The sequence below is a fragment of the Paraburkholderia sp. GAS82 genome (assembly GCF_050436285.1).
Classification (GTDB): Bacteria; Pseudomonadota; Gammaproteobacteria; order Burkholderiales; family Burkholderiaceae; genus Paraburkholderia; species Paraburkholderia phenazinium_B.
In genome coordinates, this window is sequence record NZ_JBNDLX010000001.1 from 1,193,633 (window position 1) to 1,220,211 (window position 26,579).

The 26,579-nt window shown below is 61.5% G+C and carries 20 protein-coding genes; 8 read left to right on the forward strand and 12 right to left on the reverse strand.

Annotation, left to right across the window (positions count from 1 at the left end; all coding sequences use genetic code 11):
* Positions 1–3: 3 nt before the first annotated feature.
* The 3 genes from P3T17_RS05220 to P3T17_RS05230 form a co-directional block, all read right to left on the reverse strand.
* The gene (locus P3T17_RS05220; protein WP_429405124.1) at positions 4–2,400 is read right to left on the reverse strand and encodes a phosphoketolase family protein; all 2,397 of its coding nucleotides are present in this window, start codon (positions 2,398–2,400) and stop codon (positions 4–6) included.
* Positions 2,401–2,673: 273 nt separating this feature from the next.
* Positions 2,674–3,339, reverse strand: coding sequence for an HAD family hydrolase (locus tag P3T17_RS05225; RefSeq protein ID WP_074264624.1), 666 nt, complete (start codon positions 3,337–3,339; stop codon positions 2,674–2,676).
* 224 nt (positions 3,340–3,563) lie between these two features.
* Positions 3,564–4,577, reverse strand: coding sequence for a MerR family transcriptional regulator (locus tag P3T17_RS05230; RefSeq protein WP_083611417.1), 1,014 nt, complete (start codon positions 4,575–4,577; stop codon positions 3,564–3,566).
* Positions 4,578–4,838: 261 nt separating this feature from the next.
* On the opposite strand from P3T17_RS05230, the gene P3T17_RS05235 reads away from it, so the two are divergent.
* Both P3T17_RS05235 and P3T17_RS05240 read left to right on the forward strand, forming a co-directional pair.
* Positions 4,839–6,236: an MFS transporter gene (locus tag P3T17_RS05235; protein WP_429405127.1), complete on the forward strand. Its 1,398-nt coding sequence runs from the start codon at positions 4,839–4,841 to the stop codon at positions 6,234–6,236.
* Between the two features lie 329 nt (positions 6,237–6,565).
* Complete coding sequence (locus P3T17_RS05240; protein WP_167379386.1) at positions 6,566–6,727, forward strand: hypothetical protein; 162 nt, start codon at positions 6,566–6,568, stop codon at positions 6,725–6,727.
* Positions 6,728–6,828: 101 nt separating this feature from the next.
* Here P3T17_RS05240 and P3T17_RS05245 read toward each other — a convergent pair whose 3' ends face one another.
* Both P3T17_RS05245 and P3T17_RS05250 read right to left on the reverse strand, forming a co-directional pair.
* Positions 6,829–7,698, reverse strand: a complete 870-nt coding sequence (locus tag P3T17_RS05245) for an MOSC domain-containing protein (RefSeq protein ID WP_429405129.1) — start codon at positions 7,696–7,698, stop codon at positions 6,829–6,831.
* Between the two features lie 75 nt (positions 7,699–7,773).
* The gene (locus tag P3T17_RS05250) at positions 7,774–8,367 is read right to left on the reverse strand and encodes a cytochrome b (protein ID WP_429405131.1); all 594 of its coding nucleotides are present in this window, start codon (positions 8,365–8,367) and stop codon (positions 7,774–7,776) included.
* A gap of 340 nt (positions 8,368–8,707) precedes the next feature.
* Between P3T17_RS05250 and P3T17_RS05255 the strand changes: the two genes are divergently transcribed.
* Positions 8,708–9,112, forward strand: a complete 405-nt coding sequence (locus P3T17_RS05255) for a heme-binding protein (protein WP_074264627.1) — start codon at positions 8,708–8,710, stop codon at positions 9,110–9,112.
* Between the two features lie 212 nt (positions 9,113–9,324).
* The gene (locus P3T17_RS05260; protein WP_429288361.1) at positions 9,325–11,496 is read left to right on the forward strand and encodes a malate synthase G; all 2,172 of its coding nucleotides are present in this window, start codon (positions 9,325–9,327) and stop codon (positions 11,494–11,496) included.
* Between the two features lie 172 nt (positions 11,497–11,668).
* Here the strand turns inward: P3T17_RS05260 and galU are convergent, their stop codons facing one another.
* Both galU and P3T17_RS05270 read right to left on the reverse strand, forming a co-directional pair.
* The gene (gene galU / locus P3T17_RS05265; RefSeq protein ID WP_074266076.1) at positions 11,669–12,562 is read right to left on the reverse strand and encodes a UTP--glucose-1-phosphate uridylyltransferase GalU; all 894 of its coding nucleotides are present in this window, start codon (positions 12,560–12,562) and stop codon (positions 11,669–11,671) included.
* 248 nt (positions 12,563–12,810) lie between these two features.
* Positions 12,811–12,966 (reverse strand): hypothetical protein, encoded by a 156-nt coding sequence (locus tag P3T17_RS05270; RefSeq protein WP_167379387.1) that lies wholly within the window; start codon positions 12,964–12,966, stop codon positions 12,811–12,813.
* 310 nt (positions 12,967–13,276) lie between these two features.
* Between P3T17_RS05270 and P3T17_RS05275 the strand changes: the two genes are divergently transcribed.
* Entirely contained in the window at positions 13,277–14,515 is a 1,239-nt protein-coding gene (locus tag P3T17_RS05275) for an acyltransferase family protein (RefSeq protein ID WP_429405133.1), read from the forward strand.
* Positions 14,516–14,709: 194 nt separating this feature from the next.
* Here P3T17_RS05275 and P3T17_RS05280 read toward each other — a convergent pair whose 3' ends face one another.
* From P3T17_RS05280 to P3T17_RS05290, 3 genes are all read right to left on the reverse strand, one after another.
* Positions 14,710–17,181 carry a glycosyltransferase family 4 protein gene (locus P3T17_RS05280; RefSeq protein WP_429405135.1) on the reverse strand — a complete coding sequence of 824 codons (2,472 nt, stop codon included), beginning with the start codon at positions 17,179–17,181 and terminating at the stop codon, positions 14,710–14,712.
* Positions 17,178–18,644, reverse strand: a complete 1,467-nt coding sequence (locus tag P3T17_RS05285; RefSeq protein ID WP_429405136.1) for a flippase — start codon at positions 18,642–18,644, stop codon at positions 17,178–17,180. Before P3T17_RS05285 ends, P3T17_RS05280 begins: the two co-directional genes overlap by 4 nt.
* 206 nt (positions 18,645–18,850) lie before the next feature.
* Entirely contained in the window at positions 18,851–21,022 is a 2,172-nt protein-coding gene (locus P3T17_RS05290) for a hypothetical protein (RefSeq protein ID WP_429405525.1), read from the reverse strand.
* Positions 21,023–21,363: 341 nt separating this feature from the next.
* On the opposite strand from P3T17_RS05290, the gene P3T17_RS05295 reads away from it, so the two are divergent.
* The 3 genes from P3T17_RS05295 to gmd all read left to right on the forward strand — a co-directional run bounded on the left by P3T17_RS05295 (position 21,364) and on the right by gmd (position 24,300).
* Entirely contained in the window at positions 21,364–22,455 is a 1,092-nt protein-coding gene (locus P3T17_RS05295) for an acyltransferase family protein (protein WP_429405138.1), read from the forward strand.
* Between the two features lie 86 nt (positions 22,456–22,541).
* Positions 22,542–23,201, forward strand: a complete 660-nt coding sequence (locus P3T17_RS05300; RefSeq protein ID WP_429405527.1) for an SGNH/GDSL hydrolase family protein — start codon at positions 22,542–22,544, stop codon at positions 23,199–23,201.
* A 55-nt stretch (positions 23,202–23,256) separates the two neighbouring features.
* The gene (gene gmd, locus P3T17_RS05305; RefSeq protein WP_429405140.1) at positions 23,257–24,300 is read left to right on the forward strand and encodes a GDP-mannose 4,6-dehydratase; all 1,044 of its coding nucleotides are present in this window, start codon (positions 23,257–23,259) and stop codon (positions 24,298–24,300) included.
* 71 nt (positions 24,301–24,371) lie between these two features.
* On the opposite strand, the gene P3T17_RS05310 is transcribed toward gmd, so the two are convergent.
* On the reverse strand, positions 24,372–25,397 hold the full coding sequence (locus tag P3T17_RS05310; RefSeq protein ID WP_074264634.1) for a glycosyltransferase: 1,026 nt from the start codon (positions 25,395–25,397) through the stop codon (positions 24,372–24,374).
* A gap of 15 nt (positions 25,398–25,412) precedes the next feature.
* A complete protein-coding gene (locus tag P3T17_RS05315) occupies positions 25,413–26,423 on the reverse strand; it encodes a glycosyltransferase family 2 protein (RefSeq protein WP_429405141.1) in 1,011 nt (336 codons plus the stop codon).
* Between the last annotated feature and the right edge of the window lie 156 nt (positions 26,424–26,579).

The window sequence follows — 26,579 nt, forward strand, 5'->3', positions numbered from 1 at the left end:
GTCTTAGCCCTTCCATGTCCAGTTGCGGATCTCCTCGCAGTCGATACCCTCGGTATGCGCATACGCGACATGCTCGATGATCTGACCGCGCAGCCACTCCTTCACATGATCGCCGACGCCGCGCAGACCTGGCACCCGATCGATCACGTCGATTGCGAGCGAGAAGCGGTCCACCTGGTTGATGATCGCGAGTTCCAGCGGCGTGTTGATGTTGCCTTTCTCGTGATAGCCATGCACGTGCAGGTTCTCGTGATTGGTGCGGCGATATGTGAGCTTGTGGATCAGCGACGAATACGAATGGAAGTTGAAGATCACCGGCTTGTTGGCCGTGAACAGCGAATCGAAGTCGCGGTCCGACAAACCATGCGGATGCTCGGTGTCGGGCATCAGCCTGAACAGATCGACCACGTTGACGAAGCGGATTTTCAGCGTCGGAAACTTCTCCTTCAGAATCTCCACGGCCGCGAGCGACTCCATGGTCGGGATGTCGCCTGCACAGGCCATCACCACGTCCGGCTCGGCGCCGTGATCGGTGGAGGCCCAGCTCCAGATGCCGATGCCCTTCGTACAGTGCGTGACGGCATCGTCCATGCTGAGGTACTGCAGATGCGGCTGTTTATCGGCGACGATCACGTTGACGTAATCGCGCGAGCGCAGACAATGGTCGGCCACGCTCAGCAGACAGTTGGCGTCAGGCGGCATATAAATGCGCACCACATTCGGACTCTTGTTGGTGACCACGTCGAGAAAACCCGGGTCCTGATGCGTAAAACCGTTGTGATCCTGACGCCAGACCAGCGACGTGATCAGCAGGTTGATGGACGGCACCGGCTGCCGCCATCTCAACTCGAGTTTCGACTTTTCGAGCCACTTGGCGTGCTGGTTGAACATCGAATCGATCACGTGCACGAACGCTTCGTAGGTGGCAAAGAGCCCATGCCGGCCGGTCAGCACGTAACCTTCGAACCAGCCTTCGAGCGTGTGCTCGCTAAGCATTTCCATGACGCGGCCATCCACCGAAAGCTCGCCGCCATCCGCATCGCCAGGCTCGGTTTTGGCGAGCCAGGTTTTCTCCGACACTTCGTAGATTGCAGTCAGCCGGTTGCTGGCAGTCTCGTCAGGGCCGAACACGCGGAAGTCGCTCATATTGCGGCGCATGACTTCGCCGAGAAACTTGCCGAGCACTTCGGTAGGCGGTACGTACTCCGCGCCGGGCGTCTTCACCTCGACGGCGTACTCGCGGAAGTCCGGCATGTCGAGCGCCTTGCACAGCAACCCGCCGTTGGCATGCGGATTGGCGCTGATGCGGCGCGTGCCGGTCGGCGCCATGTCGCGCAGTTCGGCGACGAGCTTGCCCTTTTCGTCGAACAGTTCTTCCGGACGGTAGCGCTTCATCCAGCTCTCGACCAGTTTGAGACTCGCATCGTTGGTCGCCGGATCGAGAATCGGCACCTGGTGCGCGCGCCACGACCCTTCGACCTTATGGCCGTCCACTTCCTTCGGGCCAGTCCAGCCCTTCGGCGAGCGCAACACGATCATCGGCCAGCGCGGCCGCACGGCGCTGCCACTCGAGCGCGCCTGCTGCTGGATCGCACGGATTTCGCCGATGCAATGCTCGAGCGTCGCCGCCATCTTCTGATGCATCGACTCCGGTTCGTCGCCTTCGACGAAATACGGCTTGTGTCCGTAGCCTGTTAGCAACGCTTCCAGTTCCTCATGTGGAATGCGGGCGAGGATCGTCGGATTGGCGATCTTGTAGCCGTTCAGATGCAGGACCGGCAACACCGCACCGTCGCGGATCGGGTTGAGGAATTTGTTCGAATGCCAGGAGGTCGCGAGCGGTCCGGTTTCCGCCTCGCCGTCGCCCACCATCACGGCGACGATCAGATCGGGATTGTCGAAGGCCGCGCCATAACCATGCGAGAGGCTGTAACCGAGTTCACCGCCCTCGTGGATCGAGCCGGGCGTTTCCGGTGTGCAATGCGAACCGATCCCGCCGGGGAACGAAAACTGCCGGAAAAAGCGCTGCATGCCGGCTTCGTCTTCACTGCGGTCAGGGTAGATTTCCGAATAGCGGCCCTCGAGATAGCTGCTCGCCAAGGTAGCCGGCGCGCCATGCCCGGGGCCGGCGATATAGATGACGTTGAGGTCGAGCTTTTTGATCAGGCGGTTTAGATGCACCAGCAGGAAACTCTGCCCGGGATCGGAACCCCAGTGGCCCAGCAGGCGGCGTTTGATGTGTTCGGCTTTGAGCGGCTCGCGCAGCAGCGGATTGGCGCGCAGGTAGATCATCCCCGCTGCGAGGTAGTTGCAGGCACGCCAGTAGCGGTCCATCTTGCGCAACGTCTCGTCGTCCAGCACGGGGGAAGTCGAGGGGGAAAGGGTATTGATCTCGGCCATCGGGTCGCTCCATGGTTAGGGTCCCGCGGTTGCCGCCGCCGTAGGTACGGCAGCAGCTCGCCTTCATTCAGTCTCCGAATCTGACAGGGGCAGCGTGTTAACGTTCGCCGCCTTCTTTTGCATGGTTGTCGTGGGGCGGCCGAGTGGATCAGCCGCCCGCGGATGGTCGGCCAACGGATAGCCGCCTCCGCACTCTCCTATAGTGCGTGGTCGTTATGCCAGCCAGATGACAAAGCGGTGACGGTGCGTGCGTATCGCCATGGCAACCGGCCTTCAGAGCACGCTGAGGTCCATCGTGGCCAGTTCTCCGACATGTTCGACTGTTACGTCTGCCGGGGGATAAGCGGCAATATTGGCCGGATCGAGCGCGTAGTGCCCCTGGCGGGGAAAGACTGTCGTCAGCCGTTCTTTCCAGATCTGCTTCATGGCGGCGAGGATGCGCAGTTTGTCGTCCACCATCACGTAGCGCTTTGCCGGATACCGTTGCACGACTTCGTCGAGCATCCGTTCCTTGTGGATGTAGATCAGCACCCGCCCCTCCACCGCATCCCATAGCCCCGACTGCTTGATCTTACGGGGCTGGAACACGACGTCGCCATCGGACAGGATCACGGTAGGCCCGCGCTTGGCCATATTCTCGATTGCCGCAAGTGCGTCCGGGAACAGGCGGGTGGCGAACGGGTAGTCGATCAGGAACGACGACATCAACATCAGCCGCGTGTCGCATTGACGTTCCAGCCGGTAGCGTTGCAAGGCCCCGAGGTAATCGGCGTAACCCAGCTCGCTGCGCAAGGTTTCGAAGATTTCCCAGTAGCGGTCGCTGCTCGTGGTTCCGAACTGTTCGGTCAGGTGCTCGCGTAAATCCGCCACGACCTGATCGTTGTTTAACAAGGTATTGTCGACGTCGAGCAGGAATACGACTTCTTCAGGCGCGCTCATACAATAGGTTCCTCCGCAAACGATGGCTGGGATGTTGGGTACGGTAGGTATCGATCATACGCGCGCTGGGGTGATGGTGCCGCTAAAGCGGGCTGAGGGACTGGCGAACGCCGGCAGCGTCGGACGATGATGACCGAATCGGGAATTGGCTAACGGATTGTCAGCTATCCGAAGTGAATGGACTTTGAAATGGAATCGGTGCCGGGCAAAGCTGCATTCTTCGCTCAACCACCCTCCTCCGGCGCCCACCGCTCCTCCCGCGCCACCCGCTCGAGCGCCAGCTCGAACATCGCCCGGGCGCGATTCGCCACCTCCCCCAGATAGCGATGCAGCGCCGCGTCGGCCGGCGTGCGCGACATGCAATCGTCGCTGTACTGCTCGAACGACGACAACTGCTGGATCAGACCGGCAAGATGGCGCGGGCACTCGCACGCGATGGTGGTCGAGCGCCCGGCGATCGATGCAAGCGCGTCGTCGGAGTAGCGACGCGGCGTACGTGCGTAGGCTTCAACAGCATCGCGTGGCTGCGTCTGCGGTGACAGGTCGCGCAGAATCTGCCGTGCCTGCAGCTTCTCAAGCGGCTCGCGATACACCCGCACGCCCGCATAGCGCAGCGTATTCACGCTGTGCTCGGTACCGAATGCGTAGACGACAGCGAGCACCTTGGCATGACACGTTTCGCCGAGCCCAAGCACGGCTTGCACGAGTTCGTCGTGCAGCGACGCGACATGAATCACCAGCGCATCCGTTTTCAGCGGATGCGCCTGAGCGTCCTTGATGTCGTCGAATACGGTGAGGCGTGGCTGGCTGGCGGAACGCAACTCCGGCAGATCGCTGCGCAAACGGCGTGCGAGCGAGGTGCCGACAATCGTGAGCGTCGACTCCGTGACATCATCCAGCGGACCAGGCGGGAACGCCGCTTCCGCATACGTCAGCGCGAGGCGATCCAGCTGATCGAGTTCGAGCCGCGCGATCGAGCCGATCGCGTGACCGCGTTCCACCAATTTCTTCAGCAGGATCAGCCGCTGCACATCCTGCGACGAATAGAGGCGTTGCCCCGACGCGCTTTTGGGCGGCGCGACCACGCCATAGCGCCGCTCCCAGATCCGCAGCGTTGTGACGGGCATTCGTGCGAGACGCGCGGCGGCACCGCTGCGATAGCACTGGAGCTGCGCTTTCTCTTCTTCGCCGACGTCTGAAGGGGCAATCGCGGGGTCGTGAGGGGGCTGTTGGGTCATTGGGATTCGATACTCCTTTGACGCGTTAATGCATCGGTATTTGATGATTATAGATATTGCCAAAGAGTCAGTTAAGGTTCGACCGGATTATTTACCGAGTCATTATCGTTTCACCTACGCGGCTCGGTTTGCAAAACCAACCGGCTCATCTCGCTCCGTATTCGCACGCATTGCGCCCGCACGCCGCGCCGTGCGAAATTGCCGCGAGCCATCACCCGCTCAGCCGTCAACCTTACAAAACCTTTAGAACAAGAGGCGCTCATGTCCACACAGCAGGCGGCGGAAATCGCCGCCCGGTTTGACCGGTTACCCCCTTCGCGTACCGTCTGGACCATGGTGATCCTGATTTCACTCGGCGGCGTCTTCGAGTTCTACGACCTGTTCTTCACCGGTTATGTGGCCCCCGGCATGGTCGAGTCCGGACTGTTCAAACCCGAATCGCTGGGATTTTTTGCGGCACTGCAGCCGCTCGCGGTGGCCGGGTTCGGGACTTTCGTGTTTGCCACCTTCGCGGGCCTGTGGATCGGCACCGTGGCGTTCGGCTTCGTGGCGGACCGTTTCGGGCGACGCGTCGTGTTCACCTGGTCGCTGATCTGGTACATGGTCTGCACGGTGATCATGGCTTTCCAGACGTCCGGCTTCGCGCTCGATATCTGGCGTCTGATTTCGGGCATCGGCATCGGCGTCGAACTGGTTACCATCGACACCTACATCTCAGAACTGATCCCCGGTGGCGAGCGCGGCCGGGCCTATGCGGTCAACCAGTTCATTACGTTCTCGGTCGTGCCGGTGGTCGCCTTTCTCGCCTATGCGCTCAAAGGCACCCAGCCGCTTGGCCTCGAATACTGGCGCGTGGTGATCCTGATCGGCTCTGTCGGCGCCGTGATCGTGTGGATCCTGCGTCGCAAGATTCCCGAAAGCCCGCGCTGGCTCGCGCGCCATGGCCGCATTGAGGAGGCTGAGCGCATCGTCGCGGATATCGAACGTCGTGTCGCCGCAGAGAAAGGTGTGGTCTTGCCGCCGCCGCAACCGGTCGCGCCCGAGCAGGCTGGTACGGGCTCATATGGGGAGATTTTCGGGCCGCAATACCGTCGACGTACCCTGCTCCTGTCGATCTTCAACATGGCCCAGGTAATCGGCTTCTATGGTTTCGCCGCCTGGGTGCCGACCCTCCTCATCCATCGCGGCATTCATGTGACTGCGAGCCTTGGCTATGCATTCGTGATTGCCATCGCCAATCCGTTCGGGCCGATGCTGGGCGTGTGGTTTGCCGACAAGTTCGAGCGCAAGACGCAGATCTGCGGCGGCCTGATTACGATGGCGGTGGTGATCGCCGTGTTTTCCCAGGCCTCCGAACCATGGCTGCTGATCGTGCTGGGCGTGCTGTTCACGCTCGCGGCGAACATCATGTCGTACGCGTATCACGGCTATCAGGCCGAACTTTTCCCCACCCGGATCCGGGCCCGGGCAATCGGCTTTGTCTATTCGTGGAGCCGGATCTCCGCTGCCTTTGCGGGACTCGCGATCGGCATCCTGTTGCATGGATATGGGGTAGCGGGCGTGGCAGCTTTCATCGGCGTTTCGATGCTGGTCGGCATTGTGATGATCCTGCTCGGACCGTCGACGCGCGGGCTATCGCTCGAGTCGATCAGTCACTGATCCTGATTCGTGCAGCTGCTAGCTGTGTGGCCGCCGTCCGCATCGCCGACGCGACGGATGGCGCTCGACACGTCCACAAAAAAAGAAAGGCCCGGCTATGGACCGGGCCTGCAAAGGTCACCCCCTGCAAAGCCAAGGGGCAACTGGACGTAACTCTCGGAGACTGCGCGGTGCATGAAACGATCGGTTCATGCGACGCCGCATACGTGAGTAATCTATGCGTCTCATCTTAAAGGGAACTTAAGCTCGCATCGTTTGCAATCGGACAGCGGCAATCCTGGATGCGATGCATAATTGACCCCAGCCCATCAACCAACGGACGCCCAGTCATGACTGAACGCGAAAGCGAAGCAGCGAAAACGGTCAAACCATCCGGGCGCGCCCCGGGATCGTCGCGGATGATCTGGGTCATTGTTCTGACATTGCCGGTCACCATCGTGGCGCTCGCCATTACCCTCGAGATTTTTGGTTTTCTGTTGCGCCTCGGTTGAACACGGCAGGATTCCTAAGGTTCGCCGGGGAAAAGTCCCGCGAAACACTCCATCAGAGCTGCACCGCTGCCGTACTATCCTGATCGGCGAACGTTAGCTACCTAATCGTCAAACGCCAGCTCGGCATCGATCTGCTGGCCAAGCGCCAGCACCGCGCCGAATCCCGTCGAAACGATCCCATTCTGACCGAACGTCAGCGCGCCATCGAGCCGCGCATTGGCGCGATAGGCGCTCATCGTGTCGAGTGGCTCGTTTGGCCAGAGCGGATCGGGTACTCCGCTCGCCTGATCGATCGTGGGCATCGGGCAGCGCGCGCAGGGCTTGACGAGTCGAACCTGCACCGCACCCTCCCCCGTCCAGATCGTGAGGCTGTCCACGAAGTCTTCTTCATAGGCATCGAGACCGTTGAACACCAGATTCGGTCTGAAGCGGTTCATCGGGATCGGCGGCGCGCCTTTACCGGCAAGACGGCGGTTCAGATCGGCCAGCGACCCCTCGCCGATGACCAGCAAGGGAAAGCCGTCCGCAAAATGCGTGATGGCCTGCATGTCTCCCGTCCAGTCCGGGTCCACCACGCGCTGCACGGCCGGATCGAAGCGCGCGAGCCGTACAGGTTCGCCGAGGAAAGCGGTGAACCAGGCCGCCGTTTGCGGGCCGGTGTCGAACGCGGGCATGGTGTCTCGCCAGACCGTGACATCAAACCGTTCGGGCTGTTCGAGCGCCTCGGCCACGAGCGGCGTTCGCAACTCAGGCATGCCTCGCGCGGAGACGATCAGTTCGCTCTCGCCCAACGCCACCTGAATCAGCGCAAGACGTCCGTGGCTGCGCTGCGTCAGCATCTGTCCACTGGGCGTACACACCAGCCAGTTGCGATCGTATTCGAGGCCCGAGGGCAACAGCCGCGCCTCGTTTAGCGCGATACCGGCGCACGACTTGATCGGATAGACATAAAGACCGCTGACGGCTGGCATGATGGGGGGCGTTATTTGATCGTGTAGAGGCCGATTGTAATAGCCGCCGCGCACGCGCGCCCAACTGGGCATAAATCAGCGCCTGGCTGCCCGCCCCGTCATCCGCCCGAGAATGTCCACGCGCTCCATCAACTGATGGTAGATCACCGCCAGCACATGCCCGGCAATCAGCGCATAAGTGGCCCACGCGAGCAGCGCATGAATCTGCCCGCCGAGATGGCCGAGCGCCTTGTCCTGCGGCACCACGCCCGGCACCTGGAACAGCCAGAACCAGTTGACCGGATGGCCGCCGCCATAGGAGTTGATGTATCCGCTAATCGGCATTGCAAAGAGGATCACGTAGAGCAGGCCGTGGCCGATATGCGCGAGGGTTTGCTCGAACGCCGGGATCGAAGCCGGCAATGGCGGCGCGTTGCCCGACAGGCGGGTGACCACGCGGATCAGCGTCAGCAGCAGGACGGTCAGGCCAATCGATTTGTGCAGGTTGATCCAATTGCCCCGCATCGGGTCGTGGCGATCGAGGCTGGTCATGTACCAGGCGAGCGGAATCACGACGAACATGCACAACGCGGTGAGCCAGTGCAGCACCCGCAGCGTCAGGCTATAGGTCGTATGGACCGACGGCAGCGCGGTGCTCGCCGTTGAGGCTACGCGGGACGGACGGGACATGATGAGAACCTTTCAATCGGATTCGAATGTGAAAAGCTTGACATAAAAATATGGCAGGCGTGCTGTCTGGTCAGTTGCCATTGCCAGTCTCCGGTTACGCAGCGTTACGGACCTCGGGCGGCAAGCGCGCCCGTGCTCTCGATGCGCCGGCGCCGGGTTCCGACACGCCCTGCGGCGCTTGGACGTAAAATCCCGAAGCACAGCGTAGCCGCGACGCCTCGACCGGCGGCGCGCACGGCTCACCCCATACGCAAACCGCGCGCCTCATGAGGGCGCGCCGCAGGATTGGGACGAATAGATGTAGAAGGATCCTTACCATCACCTAGACAGGGAATTCATTATGCTGACGAAACATGTGTTGGGCGTTGCCGAAGTCACGCAGATTCTCGCCGCCGCGCGAGCCGAGGCCGAGAAGAACCAGTGGGCCGTAACGATTGCGGTCGCCGACGACGGCGGCCATCTGCTCGGCCTGCTGCGACTCGACGGCTGTGCTCCGGTCGGCGCCTATATCGCCGTTGAAAAGGCCCGCACCGCGGCCCTCGGCCGGCGCGAATCCAAGGTGTACGAAGACATGATCAACGGCGGCCGCACCGCGTTTCTGAGCGCGCCGCTGTCGGGCTCGCTCGAAGGCGGCGTGCCGGTGATCGTCGACGGCCAGGTGATCGGTACGGTGGGTGTGTCCGGCGTCAAGGCGGACCAGGACGCGCAAGTGGCCAAGGCGGGCGCGGCCGCACTCAAGGGTTGAAATGAATCCGTAACTCCAGCGAAACGACCGACCAAAGCGCAGTAACAAGGCAAACGAGCAAGGCAAACAAGCAAGGCAAACGAGCAACGCAACTGCGCAGGGCAAGCGCGGAAGGCAGCCACCCAGGCCAACCGCGAAGGCCCCTGCGCAAGCAAACGAACCATCAGGCCGGTGACCCCACACCGGCCCAGCCCAATCAGATGGAGCAGTCCATGACTGACATGACCAAGCGAAGCGGACTGCAGGTAGCCGCGAATCTCGACCAGTTTATCGAACACGAAGCCCTGCCGGGCACCGGTGTAGACAGCGCCGCCTTCTGGGCGGGGTTCGACGCGCTGGTGCACGACCTCGCACCAAAGAACCGCGCCCTGCTGGCCGAGCGCGACCGCCTGCAAACCGAACTCGATCAATGGCATCGCGCCCATCCGGGCCCGGTGCGCGACCTGGCCGCTTACCGCAGTTTCCTCGAAAGCATCGGCTACCTCGTGCCGGTGCCGGCCCGCGTCAAGGCCACGACCGATCGCGTGGACACCGAGATCGCCGAACAGGCCGGCCCGCAGCTCGTGGTGCCGCTGTCGAACCAGCGCTACGCGTTGAACGCCGCCAATGCACGCTGGGGCAGCCTGTACGATGCGCTGTACGGCACCGACGCAATTCCCGAAACCGATGGCGCGGAAAAGCAGAAAGCCTTCAACCCGGTGCGCGGCGCTCGCGTGATCGCCCGCGCGCGTGCCTTCCTCGACGAAGCCGCCCCGCTCGCCCATGGCTCGCATGCGGACGCCACCCGCTATAGCATCGAAAACGGCCAGCTCGTCGTGGCATTGAAGAACGGCGCCACGGCGCTGAAGACGGCCGCGCAATTCATCGGCTATCAAGGCGAAGAGGCGGCGCCCTCCGCCATCCTGCTCAAGCACAACGGTCTGCACTTCGAAATCCAGATCGACGCTGAGGATTCGATCGGCAAGACCGACGCGGCCCACGTCAAGGACGTGCTGATGGAAGCGGCGGTGAGCACGATCATCGACTGCGAAGACTCGGTCGCGGCCGTCGATGCGGACGACAAGGTCCAGCTCTACCGCAACTGGCTCGGCCTGATGACCGGCGATCTGACCGAAGAGGTCACGAAGAACGGCAAGACCTTCACGCGCCGTCTGAACGCCGATCGCGTCTACACGGCAGCCAACGGCACGGCGCCGGTCGTGCTGCATGGCCGCTCGCTGCTGTTCATCCGCAATGTCGGTCACCTGATGACCAATCCGGCAGTGCTGACGAAAGAGGGCCACGAGATTCCGGAAGGCATTCTCGATGCGGTGATCACCACCCTGTGCGCACTGCACGACCGCAAGCACAGCCTGAATTCGCGCACCGGCTCGGTCTATATCGTCAAGCCGAAGATGCACGGCCCGGCTGAAGTCGCGTTTGCGAGCGAACTGTTCGCGCGCGTCGAAGATCTGCTCGGTCTCGAGCGCAACACGATCAAGATGGGCATCATGGACGAGGAACGCCGCACCAGCGTCAACCTCGCCGCATGTATCGCCCAGGCGTCAGCGCGCGTCGCGTTCATCAACACCGGCTTCCTCGACCGCACCGGCGACGAGATGCACACTGCCATGCAAGCCGGCCCGATGCTGCGCAAGGGCGACATGAAGTCGACTGCATGGATCACGGCCTACGAGCGCAGCAATGTGCTGGAAGGTCTCGCCGCGGGCCTGCGTGGCCGCGCGCAGATCGGCAAGGGTATGTGGGCGATGCCGGATCTGATGCACGCGATGCTCGAGCAGAAGATCGCGCATCCGAAAGCCGGCGCGAATACCGCATGGGTACCGTCGCCGACCGCCGCCACGCTGCACGCGCTGCACTATCACCAGGTGGACGTGCAGGCGGTGCAAAAGGAGCTGGAGAAGATCGATCTGGCGAGCGTGCGCAGCGAGCTGCTGGATGGCCTGCTGACGATTCCGGTGGTCGAAGCCGCGAAGTGGAATGCCGACGAGATCCGCCAGGAAGTCGAGAACAACGCGCAAGGCATTCTCGGCTATGTGGTGCGCTGGGTCGATCAGGGCGTCGGTTGCTCGAAGGTGCCAGACATTCACAATGTCGGCTTGATGGAAGACCGCGCGACGTTGCGCATTTCCAGTCAGCATATTGCGAACTGGCTGTACCACGGCGTGGTAACGCGTGAGCTCGTCGAAGAGACGTTCAAGCGCATGGCCAAGGTGGTCGACGAGCAGAACGCCGGCGATCCGTACTACAAGCCAATGGCGCCCAGCTTCGACACGATCGCGTTCAAGGCGGCACAGGCGCTTGTGTTCGAAGGACTCGAACAGCCGAGCGGCTACACGGAACCGTTGCTGCACAAGTTCCGGCTCGAGGTGAAGAAGGTCTGAGAAACGCGCCGGCGGCTTCTTCTATAGCCGGACCCTGAGCGAAACGAACGGGCGCCACGCATTTTGCGGCGCCCGTTTTTCATTGGTGTGCCCGCATTCAGCGTCGATCAGTTCTACCAGGATTTCGGCGAACCCACCGACGGCATCGCGCGCCCGTTCCCCGACGCTGCTTTCAGGCCGCGGCAGCTGTGAGATGGAGCGGCAAATAGGCCTGCAGATACTCTTCGAACTCAGCCCGCACTTCCGGATGGCGCAACGCGAACTCGACCGTCGCCTTCAGGTAACCGAGCTTGCTGCCGCAATCGAAACGCGTGCCGAAGTAACGGTATGCCAGCACCTGTTCTTCCGTGAGCAGCGACTGCACCGCGTCGGTCAACTGCAACTCGCCGCCAGCACCCGGCTTGAGCGCGCGGATATGCTTGAAGATGGTCGGCATCAGCACATAGCGGCCCACCACGCCGAGATTCGACGGCGCCTTGTCCGGTGCCGGCTTTTCGACAATGCCCGACAGCTTGATCACGTCCTCTTCCCACTCGCGGCCGTCGACCACGCCATATGAGCGGCTGTCCTCGCGCGCAATGGTTTCCACGCCGATCACCGAGCTGTGATAGTGGTTGAACACGTCGACGAGCTGCTTCATCACCGGTTGCGTGCTGTGCAGCAGGTCGTCGGCGAGAATCACGGCGAACGGGCTGTCGCCCACCAGTTTTTCCGCGCACAACACGGCGTGGCCGAGGCCAAGCGCCGTGGCCTGGCGCACATAGAAGCAATCGACATTGGCCGGTTTGATGCCGCGCACCAGTTCCAGCAGTTGCTCCTTGCCGCGCGCCTCGAGTTCTGCCTCGATCTCGTACGACTTGTCGAAATGGTCTTCAATGGCGCGCTTGCTGCGGCCTGTTACGAAGATCATCTCGGTGATGCCGGCCGCTATCGCCTCTTCCACTGCATACTGGATCAGCGGCTTGTCGACGATGGGCAGCATCTCCTTGGGACTTGCCTTGGTGGCCGGCAGGAACCGTGTCCCGAGACCTGCCACGGGAAACACGGCTTTGGTAACTTTCAGCATGGTATGCATTCCCACATCGGTTGATGAAAGTGTGCGGTTCGCCGGATGGGCGCCGAATAGAACTGATCGAAAGTGTCGTTAAAATCTAATTCACGTTTCGTCAAAATTAAAGTAAATCGTGTGAAAAAATAATCTATAAGCCTTTATCGCACCGGGTGATTAACTTTGCACGTCAACGCAGGAAACAATTACGCCGGACAGGCACAATGCCGTAATTTTTACGGGTCGTAACTGCCCGGCGCGCGGCGTCAGGCGGCGCCTTCCTCGTTTTCGTCCATTGGCGGCAAATTGCCGGGTTTCATCCGGAAGCGGCCGATCGGTTCATTGCGCAGCGCCTCCCGGTAAGCCGAAGCGGCGACAAGGATCAAAAGCACGGCAATGCCGGCGAGCAGATGCAGGTTCATGACTCCACCTCTGGTCAGAAGAATCAGGGCACCAAACTATCACGACAAAATCGGCAAATAATTCTGTGACCGCTGATTTGCCAGCGAATTACAAATCGAAACACATTTAATTTTTTTGCCACTGGATATGCCATTTTTTATTCATTTTTTTACCTCGGCGGTGTTCTAGCATGTGCATGCGGCGACTGGTGCGCATAGGGCGTCCTTTGAGCGGCCGATTTGCGCACGGGTTCGCGTTCGTATGAACCGCTGGCCGGTTTAGCCGTTTAGCCCCGTTTAGCCTCTTCCCTCGCCCGATAAAGGACCGCGCATGAGCGATTCAGCCTTCGATGCCAGTGGCGCATCCCTGCAGGCTTCCCTCCCCGCTTCCGCGTCCATCCCGGCTCGCCCGCTGCGCGATTCGCGCGTGGACAGCGCCGGCAAGGAACACGTCATCGATGCCATGCGCGGCTTTGCCGCCTTGCTGGTCGCCTATTTTCATTGCCGCCAGGTGGCCTGGGTCGGCATGGAAAGCTTTCACCGGACTGTCGGCCACGCGCTGGGTTTCAGTTCCATCGCGGCCTACCTGACGTTTCCGATCGCCTGGGGCTCGGCAGGCGTGCCGATTTTCTTCGTCATCAGCGGCTATTGCATTCATCGCGGCGGCGCGTTGCGTCTCGCGCAAAACCCGGTTTACCGGCTCGACACGGTCAATTTCTGGGCGCGCCGCTTTGCGCGGATCTACCCGGTGTTGCTGGCCGCGTTGCTGCTGACCTTCGCGCTCGACTGGTTCAGCTTCCAGTTGCCGCCCGTCAACCACAAGTTGCGCGAGATCGGCCTGCAGGCGTTTCTCGTCAACCTGTTCTCGCTGCAAGGCGTAGCGGGCAAGACGTATGGCTCGAACGGCGCGCTGTGGACGCTTTCGCTCGAGGTGCAGTTCTATGTCATTTATCCGCTGCTGTTCGCGCTGCGGCGCCGGATCGGCATGACGCCGGTGCTGGCGCTGGTCGCGCTCGTCAATATCGTATCGGCACTGGTGCTCGAGCGGCACGACCTGCAGTTCTTCACGTCGTACTGGTTCTCGTGGACACTCGGCGCCTGGATTGCCGATGCGCGGGCCCAGACGGGGGCCGCTGTGTCGCTCGACAAGCGGCCTGTCTCGAACTGGCTCTACGCGGTCGCGACGGCGTTCGTGGTGCTGGGCTGCGTCGCGTTTCACTTCGGCCAGTACGGTGCGTTCCAGTTCTGGGCGCTCGGTTTCGCTTTCTACCTGTACAAGGCACTGGATCGGCAACGCGCTGTGGATACGCCCATTACGCGCGTGCTGTCACGGTTCGGCGACTTCAGTTTCTCGCTCTACCTGATCCACTTGCCGATTTTCGTGCTGCTGTCGTCGCTGCTTTATCGTTCGGCGCTGCAATTGTCGATCTGGCCGTCGTTCGGCTTCATGCTGGTGGCCGTGCCGGTTGCCTATGTGTTCTACCGTCTGGTCGAGCTGCCTGCGATGAGGTGGTCCGCGAGCCTCAAGCCGAAGAACAGGGGCAGTCGCGTTGCTGCGCGGGCGGCGTGAAATCGGCGGTGGCAGCCGCCCATGATTCAATAGTGGCGGCCGCCTCGTAAACGATACAGCGCAGGCTGCCCGCTGACTTGGCCCGCAGTAACGGCACGACAGACAGGGCACGACAACAAATCTTCAGAGCACGAATGACAGAAGGGCCGCAACGTTGCCGTTGCGGCCCTTCTGCTTCGTCGAGCTTCGTAGCCTCAACCTCTCGTCTTGCCTCCTGCGACGTCCTTCAGAATCCGTTCGACGCCATTCACATAAGCCTTGGTGCCGAAGCGTCCCAACGCTGTCTGGTAGCCGTTCGTGACGAGCCGTTCGCGCAGTCCGTTATTGCTGCGCAACTCGGCAAGCACATCGGCCAGCGCGTTTGCATCGCCGGGCGTGCACAGCACGCCATTCACACCATCCTCGACGATTTCCAGCACGCCGCCGGCCCGCGCCGCCACAACGGGGCGCTGCGCCAGCATCCCTTCCACGATCACGCGGCCGAACGGCTCCGGCGTAATCGACGTATGGGCGATGGCATCGACCGCACACATGCAAGCCGCGATATCGTGCTGAAAGCCCAGAAAGTGCACCCGCGCGCCCAGTCCATGCTCCGCGACGAACGCGCGCAACTCTGCCTCATACGCGTCTTCGCCAAACAGCGGCGCCCCTACCAGCACCGCATGCATGTGCGGATTGAGGACCATCGCTTCGAGCAGCACATGCTGGCCTTTCCAGCGCGCGAGACGGCTGAACGAGCCCACGAGGAACGCGTCCTGCGGCAGCTTCAGACGGGCACGCAGCGCCGCAACCGGCACGCCGCGCAGCGCGTCGAACGGTGCGGCCGAAATCCCGTTGAAGACTACGTCGATGCGCTTCTCATCGAAACGCGTCAACTCGGCAAACGCACGCGCTGACGCGGCTGAATTGGCGATCACATGCGCGAGACCCAGCTTCGCGCACCACTTGATGATGCTCAGTTGCTTGCCGCCAAAATGCTCGGGACTCACGATATCGCGCAGGTGCCACACCACCGGGCGCCGTGCGAGCCGCCCAGCGAGCGCGCCGATCACCATGGCGCGCTGCGTGTTCGCGTAGATCACATCGGCATGCTTCGCGCGAGCGACGGTGGCCTTCACCAGCCCAGCCACCCCTTTGATAGCACGTCCAAGCGGTGGCGTGCTGCCCTGCTTGCGCACCTCACGCAGCGCACCGGAATCCAGTACCCGCACGTTCACGCCAGCCGTATCGAGCGCGGTGCGAAATGGCCCATCGTCGAACAGCACGACTTCGATTCGCGATTTCAGCGCCTTGACGATCTCGAGCAGCGACAACTCGGCACCGCCGAGGACACCGCTCTGATCGAGCGCCAGTATCCGCGGCGTATTCCCTGCTGCCGTTTCAACAGCGGGTGGCGCAACGTACGGCTCGTAAGCCGGCATCGTCGCACCGTGCAGGGCCGGCACCGCAGCTCGCACATGTGCGAAGAAACGCGAGCGGAAATGCGCGGCGGAGAAACGCTCCGCATTGGCACGGCAATCGGCAGCGGAAAAACGGCTTGCGTGCGCGTCGAAATCCTCGACTGCGGCGATGATCGACTCGGCGCGCTGATCTTCGAAGAACATGCCGGTAGGCCGCGAGTTCGACAGATCGCGTACGGTCTCGAGCGCCCCGCCCTTGCCATAAGCGATCACCGGCGTGCCGCAGGCCTGCGCTTCGACCACCGAAATGCCGAAGTCTTCCTCGGCAGCGAACACGAACGCCTTGGCCCGCTGCATCTTTTCCTGCAGCACCTTGAATGGCTGGTAGCCCATGATCTCGACGTTAGGCCCCGCCTTCGCGCGCACCTTCTGCATATCGGGCCCGTCGCCGATCACGACGAGACGCCGCTCCGGCATCCGCGCAAACGCTTCGACGATCAGGTCGATCTTCTTGTACGGCACCATCCGCGATGCGGTCAGATAGAAATCTTCCTTCTGCTCGTGCAGTACGAAAGCCTCCACGTCCACCGGCGGGAAGATCACAGCCGCGTCACGCTGATACACCTTGCGGATGCGCCGCGCGATGAATTGCGAGTTGGCGACAAAGGTGTCCACCGAATTCGATGTGCGGATATCCCAGTTGCGGATGTAGTGAAGAATCAGCCGAGCCAGCGCGGATTTAGGCCCGTTGGTCAGCTTCGATTGCTCCAGGTACTGATGCTGCAGATCCCACGCATAGCGGATCGGCGAATGCACGTAGCTGATATGCACCTGGTCCGGGCCAGTCAGCACGCCCTTGGCGACCGCGTGGCTGCTCGAGATCACCACGTCGTAAGCCGACACGTCGAGCTGCTCGATCGCGATCGGCATCAACGGCAAATACGTACGGTACTTCGTGCGCGCCTTCGGCAGCTTCTGGATAAACGAGGTCGTCACCGGCTTGCCGCGCAGGAAACTGCGGTCCTCGAGGAAATCGACCACGCTGAACAGATCCGCATCCGGAAAGCACGCCACGATCTGTTCGAGCACACGCTCGGCACCCGCGTAGGTGACGAGCCAGTCGTGCACGATCGCCACGCGTACGTGGCTGTTCGCGCGCGGCACACGTCGAGGCGGCGCGTGCTGTGCGGGCGGTGTAGCGACTTCGGCCAGCGCGCTGCGCTGGGTGGGCCGTATGACGGCTTCCTCTAGGACGTCCTGGTTCATGCGCTTTTCCTCGGATTCAGTCGCAACAGCAGCGAACGCGCAAGATCGCGCAAGGCAGGCGTCGAGGTGATGGACCACGCCACGTTGACAGCCGCCACTACGGTGCCGGCGACGATCGCCAGCGAGAGACTAGGCACGGCACCCGCAAGCCACAGGCTTGCCAGCAAGAACGCGAGATGGGGGAGCATGTCGAGCACGATCGGCCGGGCACGAACCGCCGACAGCCACAGCAGCACGCCGTAGTCGAGCAGCGCGCGGCCGCCGACGGCCACCGCCGCTCCCGTCAGACCGAAGTACTTGATGCCGAACCACAGGCCGGCGGCATAAACCGGCAATTCGAGCAGGCCGACGCGCGCCGCCACCGCCGGATTGACCTGCGACTGGATCATGATGCGGCTCACGTTGGCCTGGCCGACCAGCCATACCGTGACAATCAGGATGCGGCCCACAGGGGCGGCGATCGTGGCAATCTCATTGCCGACCCAGATACGCAGGAACGGGCCGAGCACGAAAATCGCGCCCAGCGCAATCGGCGTAAAGGCGCCGTTGAGAAACTCGAGCGACTGTTGCGCAATCTGGTCCGCGTGATCGCGGCCGACGGCGGACAGACGCGGAAACAACGTGCGCCCCAACGCGGTGGGCACGATATTCAGGCGCGTCACGAGGTTCTGCGGCACCGTGTAGAAGGTCACGAAGCGAGCGCCGAGGGCGGTGCCGAGAAACACCTTGTCGAGCGTATCGGCCACCATAAAAGCGACGCTCGTCACCAGCATCCAGCCGCCGAAATTGAACAGCCCCTTGGCCACACCGAGTTGCGGCGGCAGGATGCGCCGCAGATTGAGCACCTTCAAGGCAGAGCGTCCGAGCAGCAACGCGGCGAACAGACGCGCCACCACCGCGGCGGCCAGTACGTTCTGCAGGCTCGGCCCCATCCACCACGCCACACCTAAAGGCAGCAGCTGAAACGCGAAGGTGCCGAGCGTCTGGTTGGTGTTGTAGACGCCAAAGCGTTCGGCGCCGTTGATCGCGCCGCCAAACACCCATGAGAGGTTGGCAATCGGAATCGCAACCGCGAGCCACGGCAGCGCCATGTAGACCTCGTGCTGCAATGCCGGCGAAACTTTGCTGAAATAGGCGGTGTAGAGAAATGCGCCGAAATAAATGATCAGGCCGCCGATAATGCCCGTGACCAGATTCAGCCACGTGGCACTCCAGAACACGCGTGCGCACTCGTCCGAGTCTTTCGAAGCGAGCGCCTTCGAGATATGGTTTTGCGCCGCCATGCTCATGCCGAGATCGAGAATCGAGAAATAGCCGATCAAGGTCCACACGAGGGCAATCACGCCATAGCGCTCGACGCCCAGCAGCCGGATATACGACGGCACTGTCACGAGCGAAACGAAGGTCGGCAACACCAGGCCGAAAAAATTGATGCCTACGTTCTTGAGAATGCCTTTGTCCATCGGATGCCTTTTGATTCAGCGATGCAGCGTGCACCGCGATGCACGCGCCATAGAAAAGCCGCGCGATGCAAGCCCATGAAGTCTGCTTCGAGTAAAGCACGTTAAAAATGCGTGCCGTTCTCTATAAATCGACAGAAAAATAATTCGCCGCACGATGCATGTCATGCGTCGAAATGTGCGGCGCCGGAAAATAAATCAATCTGACATCAAGACGGCTTCCAGCGGTACATCATCACCTTGCCGCGCGCGTCCTCTTCCACGAACACGAGGTATTCGCCGTTGCTGCGCCGGTAGGCGCTCACGCCGTTCGGCACGTCGACCCAGCCCGAGGCCTTGCCCACCTCCGGCCCCGGCCGGATCACGCCGACTTCCTTGCCGCTGTCCTTGTCAAACACATGCACGGCGCCTACCGGTTCGACCGCGAACACGTATTGCCCTTCCACGGTGAGCCCGATGATCGTTACGACCGGTTTGGCATGCGTTTCCCATGGCAGCGTGATCGAGTACCGCTGGACCGGCTTGCCGCTCGACCAGTTGTCGTAGCGCACCAGCACGCGGCCCACCTCTTTCCAGAAGGACCGGTCGACGGGCATGTCGGCCGTATAGCCGGTCACATAGAGCGAGTCGGTCTGCGGCACGTACACCGCGCGGCGCAGTTCGGTGAACGGCTGCGGTACCGGATAGGTGGTCATGTCCGAATAGGAGTAGACCGGATTGCCTTTTGCATCGAGGCCGCCGAAGTGCAGCCGGTCGATGCCCTTGACCACGCTCGTGCGCCAGATGTCGCCGTTGCTGTCGACCCACCAGCCCCAGCCGCCGACGAGTCGCGTGCCGCTCGTGTTCGGCGTGAACTCGTCACTGTCGAATTTGCCGTTACCGTTCGTGTCGCGCCACATCCATTCGCCGCCGGGCGGTGCGTTCGGCACGCCCGCGACGCCACGCTCGCGGCCCGCAATGAAGCCCGAAGGAATCGCCGTCTCGCCGTCGTGCGCAGCATCGAAGCGGTAAATCTTCAGATGGTCCGCATACATGTCGGTCAGATAAAGAAACGTATGTCCCTTCAGTTGCCGGGCGATCGGCAAACCCGGCCACATGTCGGTATGAAAGACCGGATCGTCCGGGTATTTGAAGCGATTCGACAGGAAGCCTACGTATTTCCAGTCTTGTCCCGCGGGCTTCGACAGATCGAGTTGAAAACGTTTGTTGCCGGTGTAGACGCTGTCCGGGCGCGCTGGGTCCATCCACGCGCCATCGACGAATAGCAGCCCCTGCACCTGCCAAAGCTGTTTGCCATCCGGGGCGTAACTTTCGAGCGTGGCGCCGAGCCCCGCGCCAAGCGGCGCGAAGTGCGGCCCCATGCCGTTGGTGGAAACATAAACGTTGTCGTGTGCGTCGACCCCGACGCCGGTCAGTCCGTTAAAGCGCTGTGGCCCGGGCTGTCCTGCCACACCTGCGAAGATGCCGCCGCGTTCGCCGAGCGTGCCCGATGCCACATAACGCCCGCCCTCCTTGCTGAAGAACAGCACCTGCTGACGCGGACCGTTGTCGGCGACGAGTACCCGGCCGTGCGCGTCGAGAGCGACGTCGACCGGCACCGAATCGGCCGGTAATGGCAGTGTGTCGGCGAGAAGCTGGCCGCTCGCCGAGTAGTGCGCCACGTGTGGCGTGGCATCGCTGAGCGCGCCGCTTATCACCCACAGCGTGCCGTCAGCTGCGAGCGCCATGTGCCCCGGCTCATGCACGGTCCACTGCGCTTTGCGTTGCATCGATTCGGCGTCGTAGACTTCGACGCGGTTTTGCGTGGTGTTCGATACGTACAGCGTCGTGTCGTTGGCCGCGAGACCCTGGATGTCGGCGTTGGTGCCCGCGGGCACTTCGTTCACCACCAGAAAGCCTGCGGCCATTTGCGCGTGCGGGTCGGTCGCGCCATTGGGCAGCGTGGCCACCGGCTGAAACAGCGCGCTAAGCTTCGGATCTTCGATCTTGCGTCGCGAAATGCCGAACCACTGCTTGCCCTTTTGCGGCCAGATGCCCTGCCCGACCAGATGCCCCCTCTCGTTGCCAAGCGCAACAGCCATGAAGACATAGTGCTGGTTCACCGCAATCGCGTTACCGCCGCCTGCACCCCAGCCATGCGTGCCGCCGGCGAATCCAAGCATCTTGCCGTTCTGATAGGTACTCGCCTCGGCGCCGCTCTCGTCCCATGGAGCGTTGGTGTAGACCTTGCCGTCCGGCGACACCGCGATCGCCGTGATATTGATCTGCGTCCACGTGCCGTCGCCGAAACCGAAGGTATTGCCGATCCAGGAGGTCTTCGCGTTCAGCGCCGTTTCGGCTGAGGCAACGCAAGCTGCAAAAGAAAGCCAGACAACCAGCAGTTTCGCGAAGCTGAGACGAGCCAAGGTGTTCCTCCAGTCAAGGGTTACCGGGCCACATTACCTGCTAACCGCGCCGCGAAGAAATTCGAAAATAATTCAAAAATATTCACCGGAATGCGGTAAATAAAGGCAAATAAAGATTTGAACTTTTGAAAGCATCATTCTGGATTTTTCAATCCGCCGGTTCTTTTCATTCCCGTTTTTTCATCAATTTCTTTTCCTTAGAATGAATCCCACTTCCGTGGCCTGCGCCGTTCGCAGCTGAATCAGGCCGGCAACGCAATGCCCATGCCGCGAACGAGTTCGCCTGACGCCCACCCGATGCCCACCATGGACGGTTCATGACAGTTAGCACCCTGGCTGCCCCGCCTTCTCCTTCTCACTCGCGCCGTATCCTGCAGCTCGACGGCCTGCGCGCGATCGCCGTGCTGGCGGTGTTCGCGCAGCACGCGCTAAAGGCGCCGCTGTGGATGGGCGTCGATCTGTTTTTTGTCCTGAGCGGCTTTCTGATCACCGGCATCCTGCTGGATCGTAAGGCGCGCGGGCAGTCGTATTTCGGCTATTTCTATGCTCGCCGCGCGCGCCGCATTCTGCCGCCGTATCTGCTGCTGATGGTGGTGTCCTCATTGCTGTTCGGCTTCGGCTGGGCGAAGCACTGGGAGTGGTACGCATTCTTCGCCACCAACATCGGCGATGCGCTCGGCCAGAGCGGTCATGACAGCCTGAACGTGCTGTGGTCGCTCGCCGTCGAAGAGCAGTTCTACATTGTCTGGCCCTTCGTGATCCTGTTGCTGCCCGAACGTGCCCTTGCGTGGGTCGCCGCTGCGTTGATCGTTGCCGTGCCGGTGCTGCGTGCCGTGGCGACGCCGTGGTTCGATTCGTTCTGGCCGATCTATTACCTCACACCGTTCCGCATGGATCTGCTGGCGGCCGGCGCGCTGCTGGCGGTGGCCGTGCGGCGCAACCCCAACGCATTACAACCGTTCCGGCCGCTCGCCATGCTCGGGTTCTTCGCTGCGCTGGCCGTGCTGGCGTGGCTACATATTCACTATCCGCGCTTTCGCGCCGAAAACACGCCGCTTTCGAATGCGGCGCTCTACAGCGTTTCGCTGGTCCTGTGCACATCGGTCGTTGTCATCGCCTTGCAAAGCCAGGGCATCGTCAAACGCCTCCTGTGCAATCCGGTGCTGGTCTACATCGGCACGATCAGCTACACGATCTATCTGATCCACCTGAGCATCCTGTACACGCTGTGGCCGTTGCATATGAGCCGTTATGTCACCGCCGCGCTTGCGCTGGCTATCACGCTCGCCTATGCCAGCGTGACGTGGTTCGCTTTCGAGCGGCGTCTGATTCATGGTCCTGCCTCTCGTGCGCAGCACGCCGGGGCTACGTTGGGCAGCGCGTCGCGAGCGCCGCAGTCGCGCGCATGAAGCTCCTCGGCCAACTTCGTGGCGCCGCGGGCGCCCTGCTGATGATGGCTGCGGCATGCGTTCAGGCCAGTGCGGACGGAGCGCCGATGCAGCGCGCGAACGAGCCGCCTCGTGCCGGGACGTCTGCACAGGTCGTGGTCGAAGCCTACGGCGATTCGACCACGCTCGGCATCTCCTGCAGCGAGGGTCATTGCTTCCCTCGCCCACAGAACGCGGTGGCTTATCTGCAGGATGCCTTGCATACCAGCTTCGGCGAACGCGTGAGTGTCGTCAATCTCGGCGTGGGCGGCACGATGGCCTACCAGTTGCGCGACGGCATGGGCCGCGGCGTGCCGCCGTGGGCACAACGGCTTGCGGCGTCCAACGCGCAGATCGTCACGATCAACTACGGCATCAACGAGGTGATGCATAACCAGACGCCCGAACAGTTCTACGAAGCCGAAACCGCGCTGGTGAAAACCGCGCTCGCGCTTGGCAAACAGCCTGTGTTGCAGACATCGAATCCGATGCCCGATGGCCGGCTCAATGCCCGCCTTGGTGCGATGGTGGCGATGACCCGCCGGGTCGCGGCCGAGCAGCACGTGCCGCTCGTCGATCAGTACGCGTACATCGAGGCGTTGCCGGGCTGGCAAACCATGATGTCCGACGGTGCGCATCCGAAGCCTGAGTTGTACCGGCTGAAAGCCGAACAGGACTTTCGCGTAGTCGATCCGCTGGTGCAGCGGTTACTGGCCGGCTCGTCGTAGCAGATAGCGCCATCACCTGATCTTCCGATTTTTTTAACTGCTTCCAGGGCGACCCATGAGCAACCAACGCAAAGCGATTATCACCGGCGTGTCCGGTCAGGACGGCGCGTATCTGACGAAACTGCTGCTCGACAAGGGCTATCAGGTCACCGGCACGTATCGGCGCACCAGTTCCGTCAATTTCTGGCGGATGAACGAGCTGGGCGTTTCCGGGCATCCTAACCTGCGGCTCGTCGAGCATGACCTGACCGACCTTGGGTCGACGCTGCGGCTGCTTGAAGAGGCGCAGGCCGATGAGCTTTATAACCTTGCTGCGCAGAGCTTTGTTGGGGTGTCGTTTGATCAGCCGGTTACTACGGCCGAGGTGACGGGGATCGGAGCGCTGAATCTGCTTGAGGGGCTTCGCATTCTGAGTCCGAAGACGCGCTACTACCAGGCCTCGACCTCCGAAATGTTCGGCAAGGTGCAGGCGGTGCCGCAGCGCGAAGACACGCCGTTTTACCCGCGTAGTCCTTATGGCGTCGCCAAGCTGTTTGCTCACTGGATGACGATCAATTATCGCGAGTCGTATGGGATTTTTGCCAGTAGCGGGATTCTGTTCAATCACGAGTCGCCGTTGCGTGGGCGCGAGTTCGTCACCCGGAAGATCACCGACACGGTGGCCAAGATCAAGCTTGGCAAGCAGGATTCGCTCGAGCTCGGCAATCTCGATGCCAAGCGGGATTGGGGATTTGCGCTCGAATACGTCGAGGGGATGTGGCGGATGCTGCAGGCCGATGAGCCCGATACTTTTGTGCTTGCGACCAATCGGACCGAGACTGTACGGGACTTCGTGAGAATGGCATTCGCGGCGGCCGGGTATCAGATCGAATGGTCTGGGAAGGAACAGAGGGAAGTCGGCATTGATGTCGCCACCGGCAAGACCCTCATTCGCGTGAATCCCAGATTTTATCGGCCTGCCGAAGTGGATCTTCTCATCGGGTGTGCGGACAAGGCCAAAGACAAGCTTGGGTGGCAACCGCAGACCGAACTCGAGCAGCTCTGCAAGATGATGGTGGCTGCCGATCTTACGCGCAACGAGGCGCATGAGACGTTTTAGCGTTGCTGCTTTTCGCTCGCGCGGTGGTGTTTGAGGAGGCGCCGCGCGAGCTTTTGTTCAGCTTTAATCCTTCATTCGATGCTGACGTGAAAGACGGTCGCATGGACGTCCTTCAAAAAGGCCCGGTGCCCCAGACCTCCCTTAGGTACCGGCCGATAGGCTCCGGACGCGAGCAACTGGACGACGGTGCCCGCTCGACTGACCCGCGCCGTCGCAGCGCTGTAGAGATTGGCTCGGCGTAGCAGGCGCTCTCCAAGTTTCCGGTAGTAATCCGTTGCAATAGCGGCCCGCTGCCGAATCTGTGCGGGCGCTTCCTGCAACACGTGGCGCAGTTTGTCCGCTCGCGCCAGGGCCGACGTCCCCATCCTGCGATAGTGTGTCTGCCCAGCCGCCTTGGCCATGGCGACTTTCTCCCCCATGTCCCTGTCAGGCGAAATGCCGCAGCTATTAGCGTCGTGTTGACGATAAAGCGCGAGCTGGTCCTCCAACGCCACCATTTTTCCCAGCGACGTCGCGACGAACCAGGCCCATGTATCGTGCGACATCGGAAATCCTGGATCGACCGGATGCTCGGGCCGATCGTGCCAGTCGACGTACTCGTAGATGGAGCGTCGAACGACGGTCGACATGCCGAAAAGCACGTACCAGGGATTCGTCGTCAGCGGGTCGTAGACACCACGGTGCGACCAGTGGCTCGCGGTGTTGTCCGGACGGACATTGAGATCGGCATCGACCACCTTCACGGCGTGAACCACCAGCATCACTTCAGGGTCCACGAACTCTTTGGCTACCCGCTCCAGCTTGTCGTCCGTCCATACGTCGTCCTGATCGCAGAACGCGATGAAATCGCCACGACATAGCGATATCGCCTTGAAGAAATTCTCGTGAAATCCCAAACGCTGTTCGTTGCGCACTATGCGGACCGGGAACGACACGCGGCGCGAAAACTCGACCACGATGTCGTGCGTTCCACTGTCCGGGCTGTCGTCGGTGATGACCAGCTCGAACGGGGGCAGCGTCTGCCGGGCGATACTGTCCAGCTGCTCACGGATAAAGCGCTCGCCTTTATAGGCGGCCATCGCAATCGAAATTTTCATGGCAGTCCGTGTCGATTAGAGAACCGTTTCCGTGCGCGATTCTTCGCGGGCGGACCGGGTCGTGGGCGCATCTGGCTGTCGCCCAGCGCGAGATGAGAGCATCGATCTGGAAATCAGCATCAGATGATAGTAGAGCCGCGCATTGAGGCCGTAGTGATACGCGGACAGATGACTGAACGCGATTCGCAGTGCCTTGAGCGGCGCGGCATTCTTCGCATAGACCGACACGACGATCGGTACGAGCCGGCGCAACGCGACAGTGCGGGCGGGTTCAACCTGGCGCTCAAGCGTCAGACTGCTGACGAACGCATAGGCGGAAACCGGTGCCGCATTGGTCGAACCGCGGGTGCTCGCCGAGATCGAAACGTCGGTCTTTCGGTAGTACGACACGTATTCGTTCAGGTAGTAGATCTGCTTCGCAGCCAGACAGAGTTCGACGCCGAAGACAAAGTCGCAGCACGTCCCGTACTGCTCCTTATAACTGACCCGCTTCACGAGCTCTGCGTTCGCGAGCCAGCCGTTGTTCGGGAACATCTGGATCAGACCCGTGCGGCCGGGCACTTTCTGCAGTCCCTCGGTGCTTTTCGTTCTGTGAAAATCAGCGTTGAGCTTTGCGCTGACCGCACCATCGACGTGCCCCACCTGATCCACTTCGTACTGGTCGGCGAAGGCGACATCCAGATCGGGATGTCTGTCCCATAGTGAAACCAGCCGCTCGACGCCGTCTTCGGCAAGGTAATCGTCGTCGTGGATCAGCAGGATCTTGTCGCCGCTCGCGCGCGCAAACAGGCTGGCGACATTGCGCGCCTGGCCGAGCGACGGTTCGTTTTTCGCGTAGCGAATGCGCGGGTCATGCTGGTATTGCGCTGCCATCAGCCGCTGGGTCCGGTCGTCCTTCGAATCGTCGCCAATCACGATCTCGATGTTCGCGTGCGTCTGCGCGAGGCACGAGTCGATGCATTGGACGATCAGCTCCGGGCGATTGCATGTCGGCAGGCAGATAGAAACTTTAAAGGGGCGCGTCATGGCTTCACCTTGATTATGAGCGGAGGCACAGCGGCCGGTTCGCTCTGCGTATGCGTTCACACACGGCGGGTATCTAGCAAAATAGGCTAAAAAAAACCTGAAAAATAGGCTCAATAAATCTAAAAACCTTAGGCAATCCGGGGAATGCGGGTTTCA

What these genes read in the sequence shown, in the direction of transcription:
- P3T17_RS05220 (WP_429405124.1), bottom strand. Translation starts at nt 2,400, where the DNA reads ATGGCCGAGATCAATACCCTTTCCCCCTCGACTTCCCCCGTGCTGGAC.
- P3T17_RS05225 (WP_074264624.1), bottom strand. Translation starts at nt 3,339, where the DNA reads ATGAGCGCGCCTGAAGAAGTCGTATTCCTGCTCGACGTCGACAATACC.
- P3T17_RS05230 (WP_083611417.1), bottom strand. Translation starts at nt 4,577, where the DNA reads ATGACCCAACAGCCCCCTCACGACCCCGCGATTGCCCCTTCAGACGTC.
- P3T17_RS05235 (WP_429405127.1), top strand. Translation starts at nt 4,839, where the DNA reads ATGTCCACACAGCAGGCGGCGGAAATCGCCGCCCGGTTTGACCGGTTA.
- P3T17_RS05240 (WP_167379386.1), top strand. Translation starts at nt 6,566, where the DNA reads ATGACTGAACGCGAAAGCGAAGCAGCGAAAACGGTCAAACCATCCGGG.
- P3T17_RS05245 (WP_429405129.1), bottom strand. Translation starts at nt 7,698, where the DNA reads ATGCCAGCCGTCAGCGGTCTTTATGTCTATCCGATCAAGTCGTGCGCC.
- P3T17_RS05250 (WP_429405131.1), bottom strand. Translation starts at nt 8,367, where the DNA reads ATGTCCCGTCCGTCCCGCGTAGCCTCAACGGCGAGCACCGCGCTGCCG.
- P3T17_RS05255 (WP_074264627.1), top strand. Translation starts at nt 8,708, where the DNA reads ATGCTGACGAAACATGTGTTGGGCGTTGCCGAAGTCACGCAGATTCTC.
- P3T17_RS05260 (WP_429288361.1), top strand. Translation starts at nt 9,325, where the DNA reads ATGACTGACATGACCAAGCGAAGCGGACTGCAGGTAGCCGCGAATCTC.
- galU (WP_074266076.1), bottom strand. Translation starts at nt 12,562, where the DNA reads ATGCTGAAAGTTACCAAAGCCGTGTTTCCCGTGGCAGGTCTCGGGACA.
- P3T17_RS05270 (WP_167379387.1), bottom strand. Translation starts at nt 12,966, where the DNA reads ATGAACCTGCATCTGCTCGCCGGCATTGCCGTGCTTTTGATCCTTGTC.
- P3T17_RS05275 (WP_429405133.1), top strand. Translation starts at nt 13,277, where the DNA reads ATGAGCGATTCAGCCTTCGATGCCAGTGGCGCATCCCTGCAGGCTTCC.
- P3T17_RS05280 (WP_429405135.1), bottom strand. Translation starts at nt 17,181, where the DNA reads ATGAACCAGGACGTCCTAGAGGAAGCCGTCATACGGCCCACCCAGCGC.
- P3T17_RS05285 (WP_429405136.1), bottom strand. Translation starts at nt 18,644, where the DNA reads ATGGACAAAGGCATTCTCAAGAACGTAGGCATCAATTTTTTCGGCCTG.
- P3T17_RS05295 (WP_429405138.1), top strand. Translation starts at nt 21,364, where the DNA reads ATGACAGTTAGCACCCTGGCTGCCCCGCCTTCTCCTTCTCACTCGCGC.
- P3T17_RS05300 (WP_429405527.1), top strand. Translation starts at nt 22,542, where the DNA reads ATGCAGCGCGCGAACGAGCCGCCTCGTGCCGGGACGTCTGCACAGGTC.
- gmd (WP_429405140.1), top strand. Translation starts at nt 23,257, where the DNA reads ATGAGCAACCAACGCAAAGCGATTATCACCGGCGTGTCCGGTCAGGAC.
- P3T17_RS05310 (WP_074264634.1), bottom strand. Translation starts at nt 25,397, where the DNA reads ATGAAAATTTCGATTGCGATGGCCGCCTATAAAGGCGAGCGCTTTATC.
- P3T17_RS05315 (WP_429405141.1), bottom strand. Translation starts at nt 26,423, where the DNA reads ATGACGCGCCCCTTTAAAGTTTCTATCTGCCTGCCGACATGCAATCGC.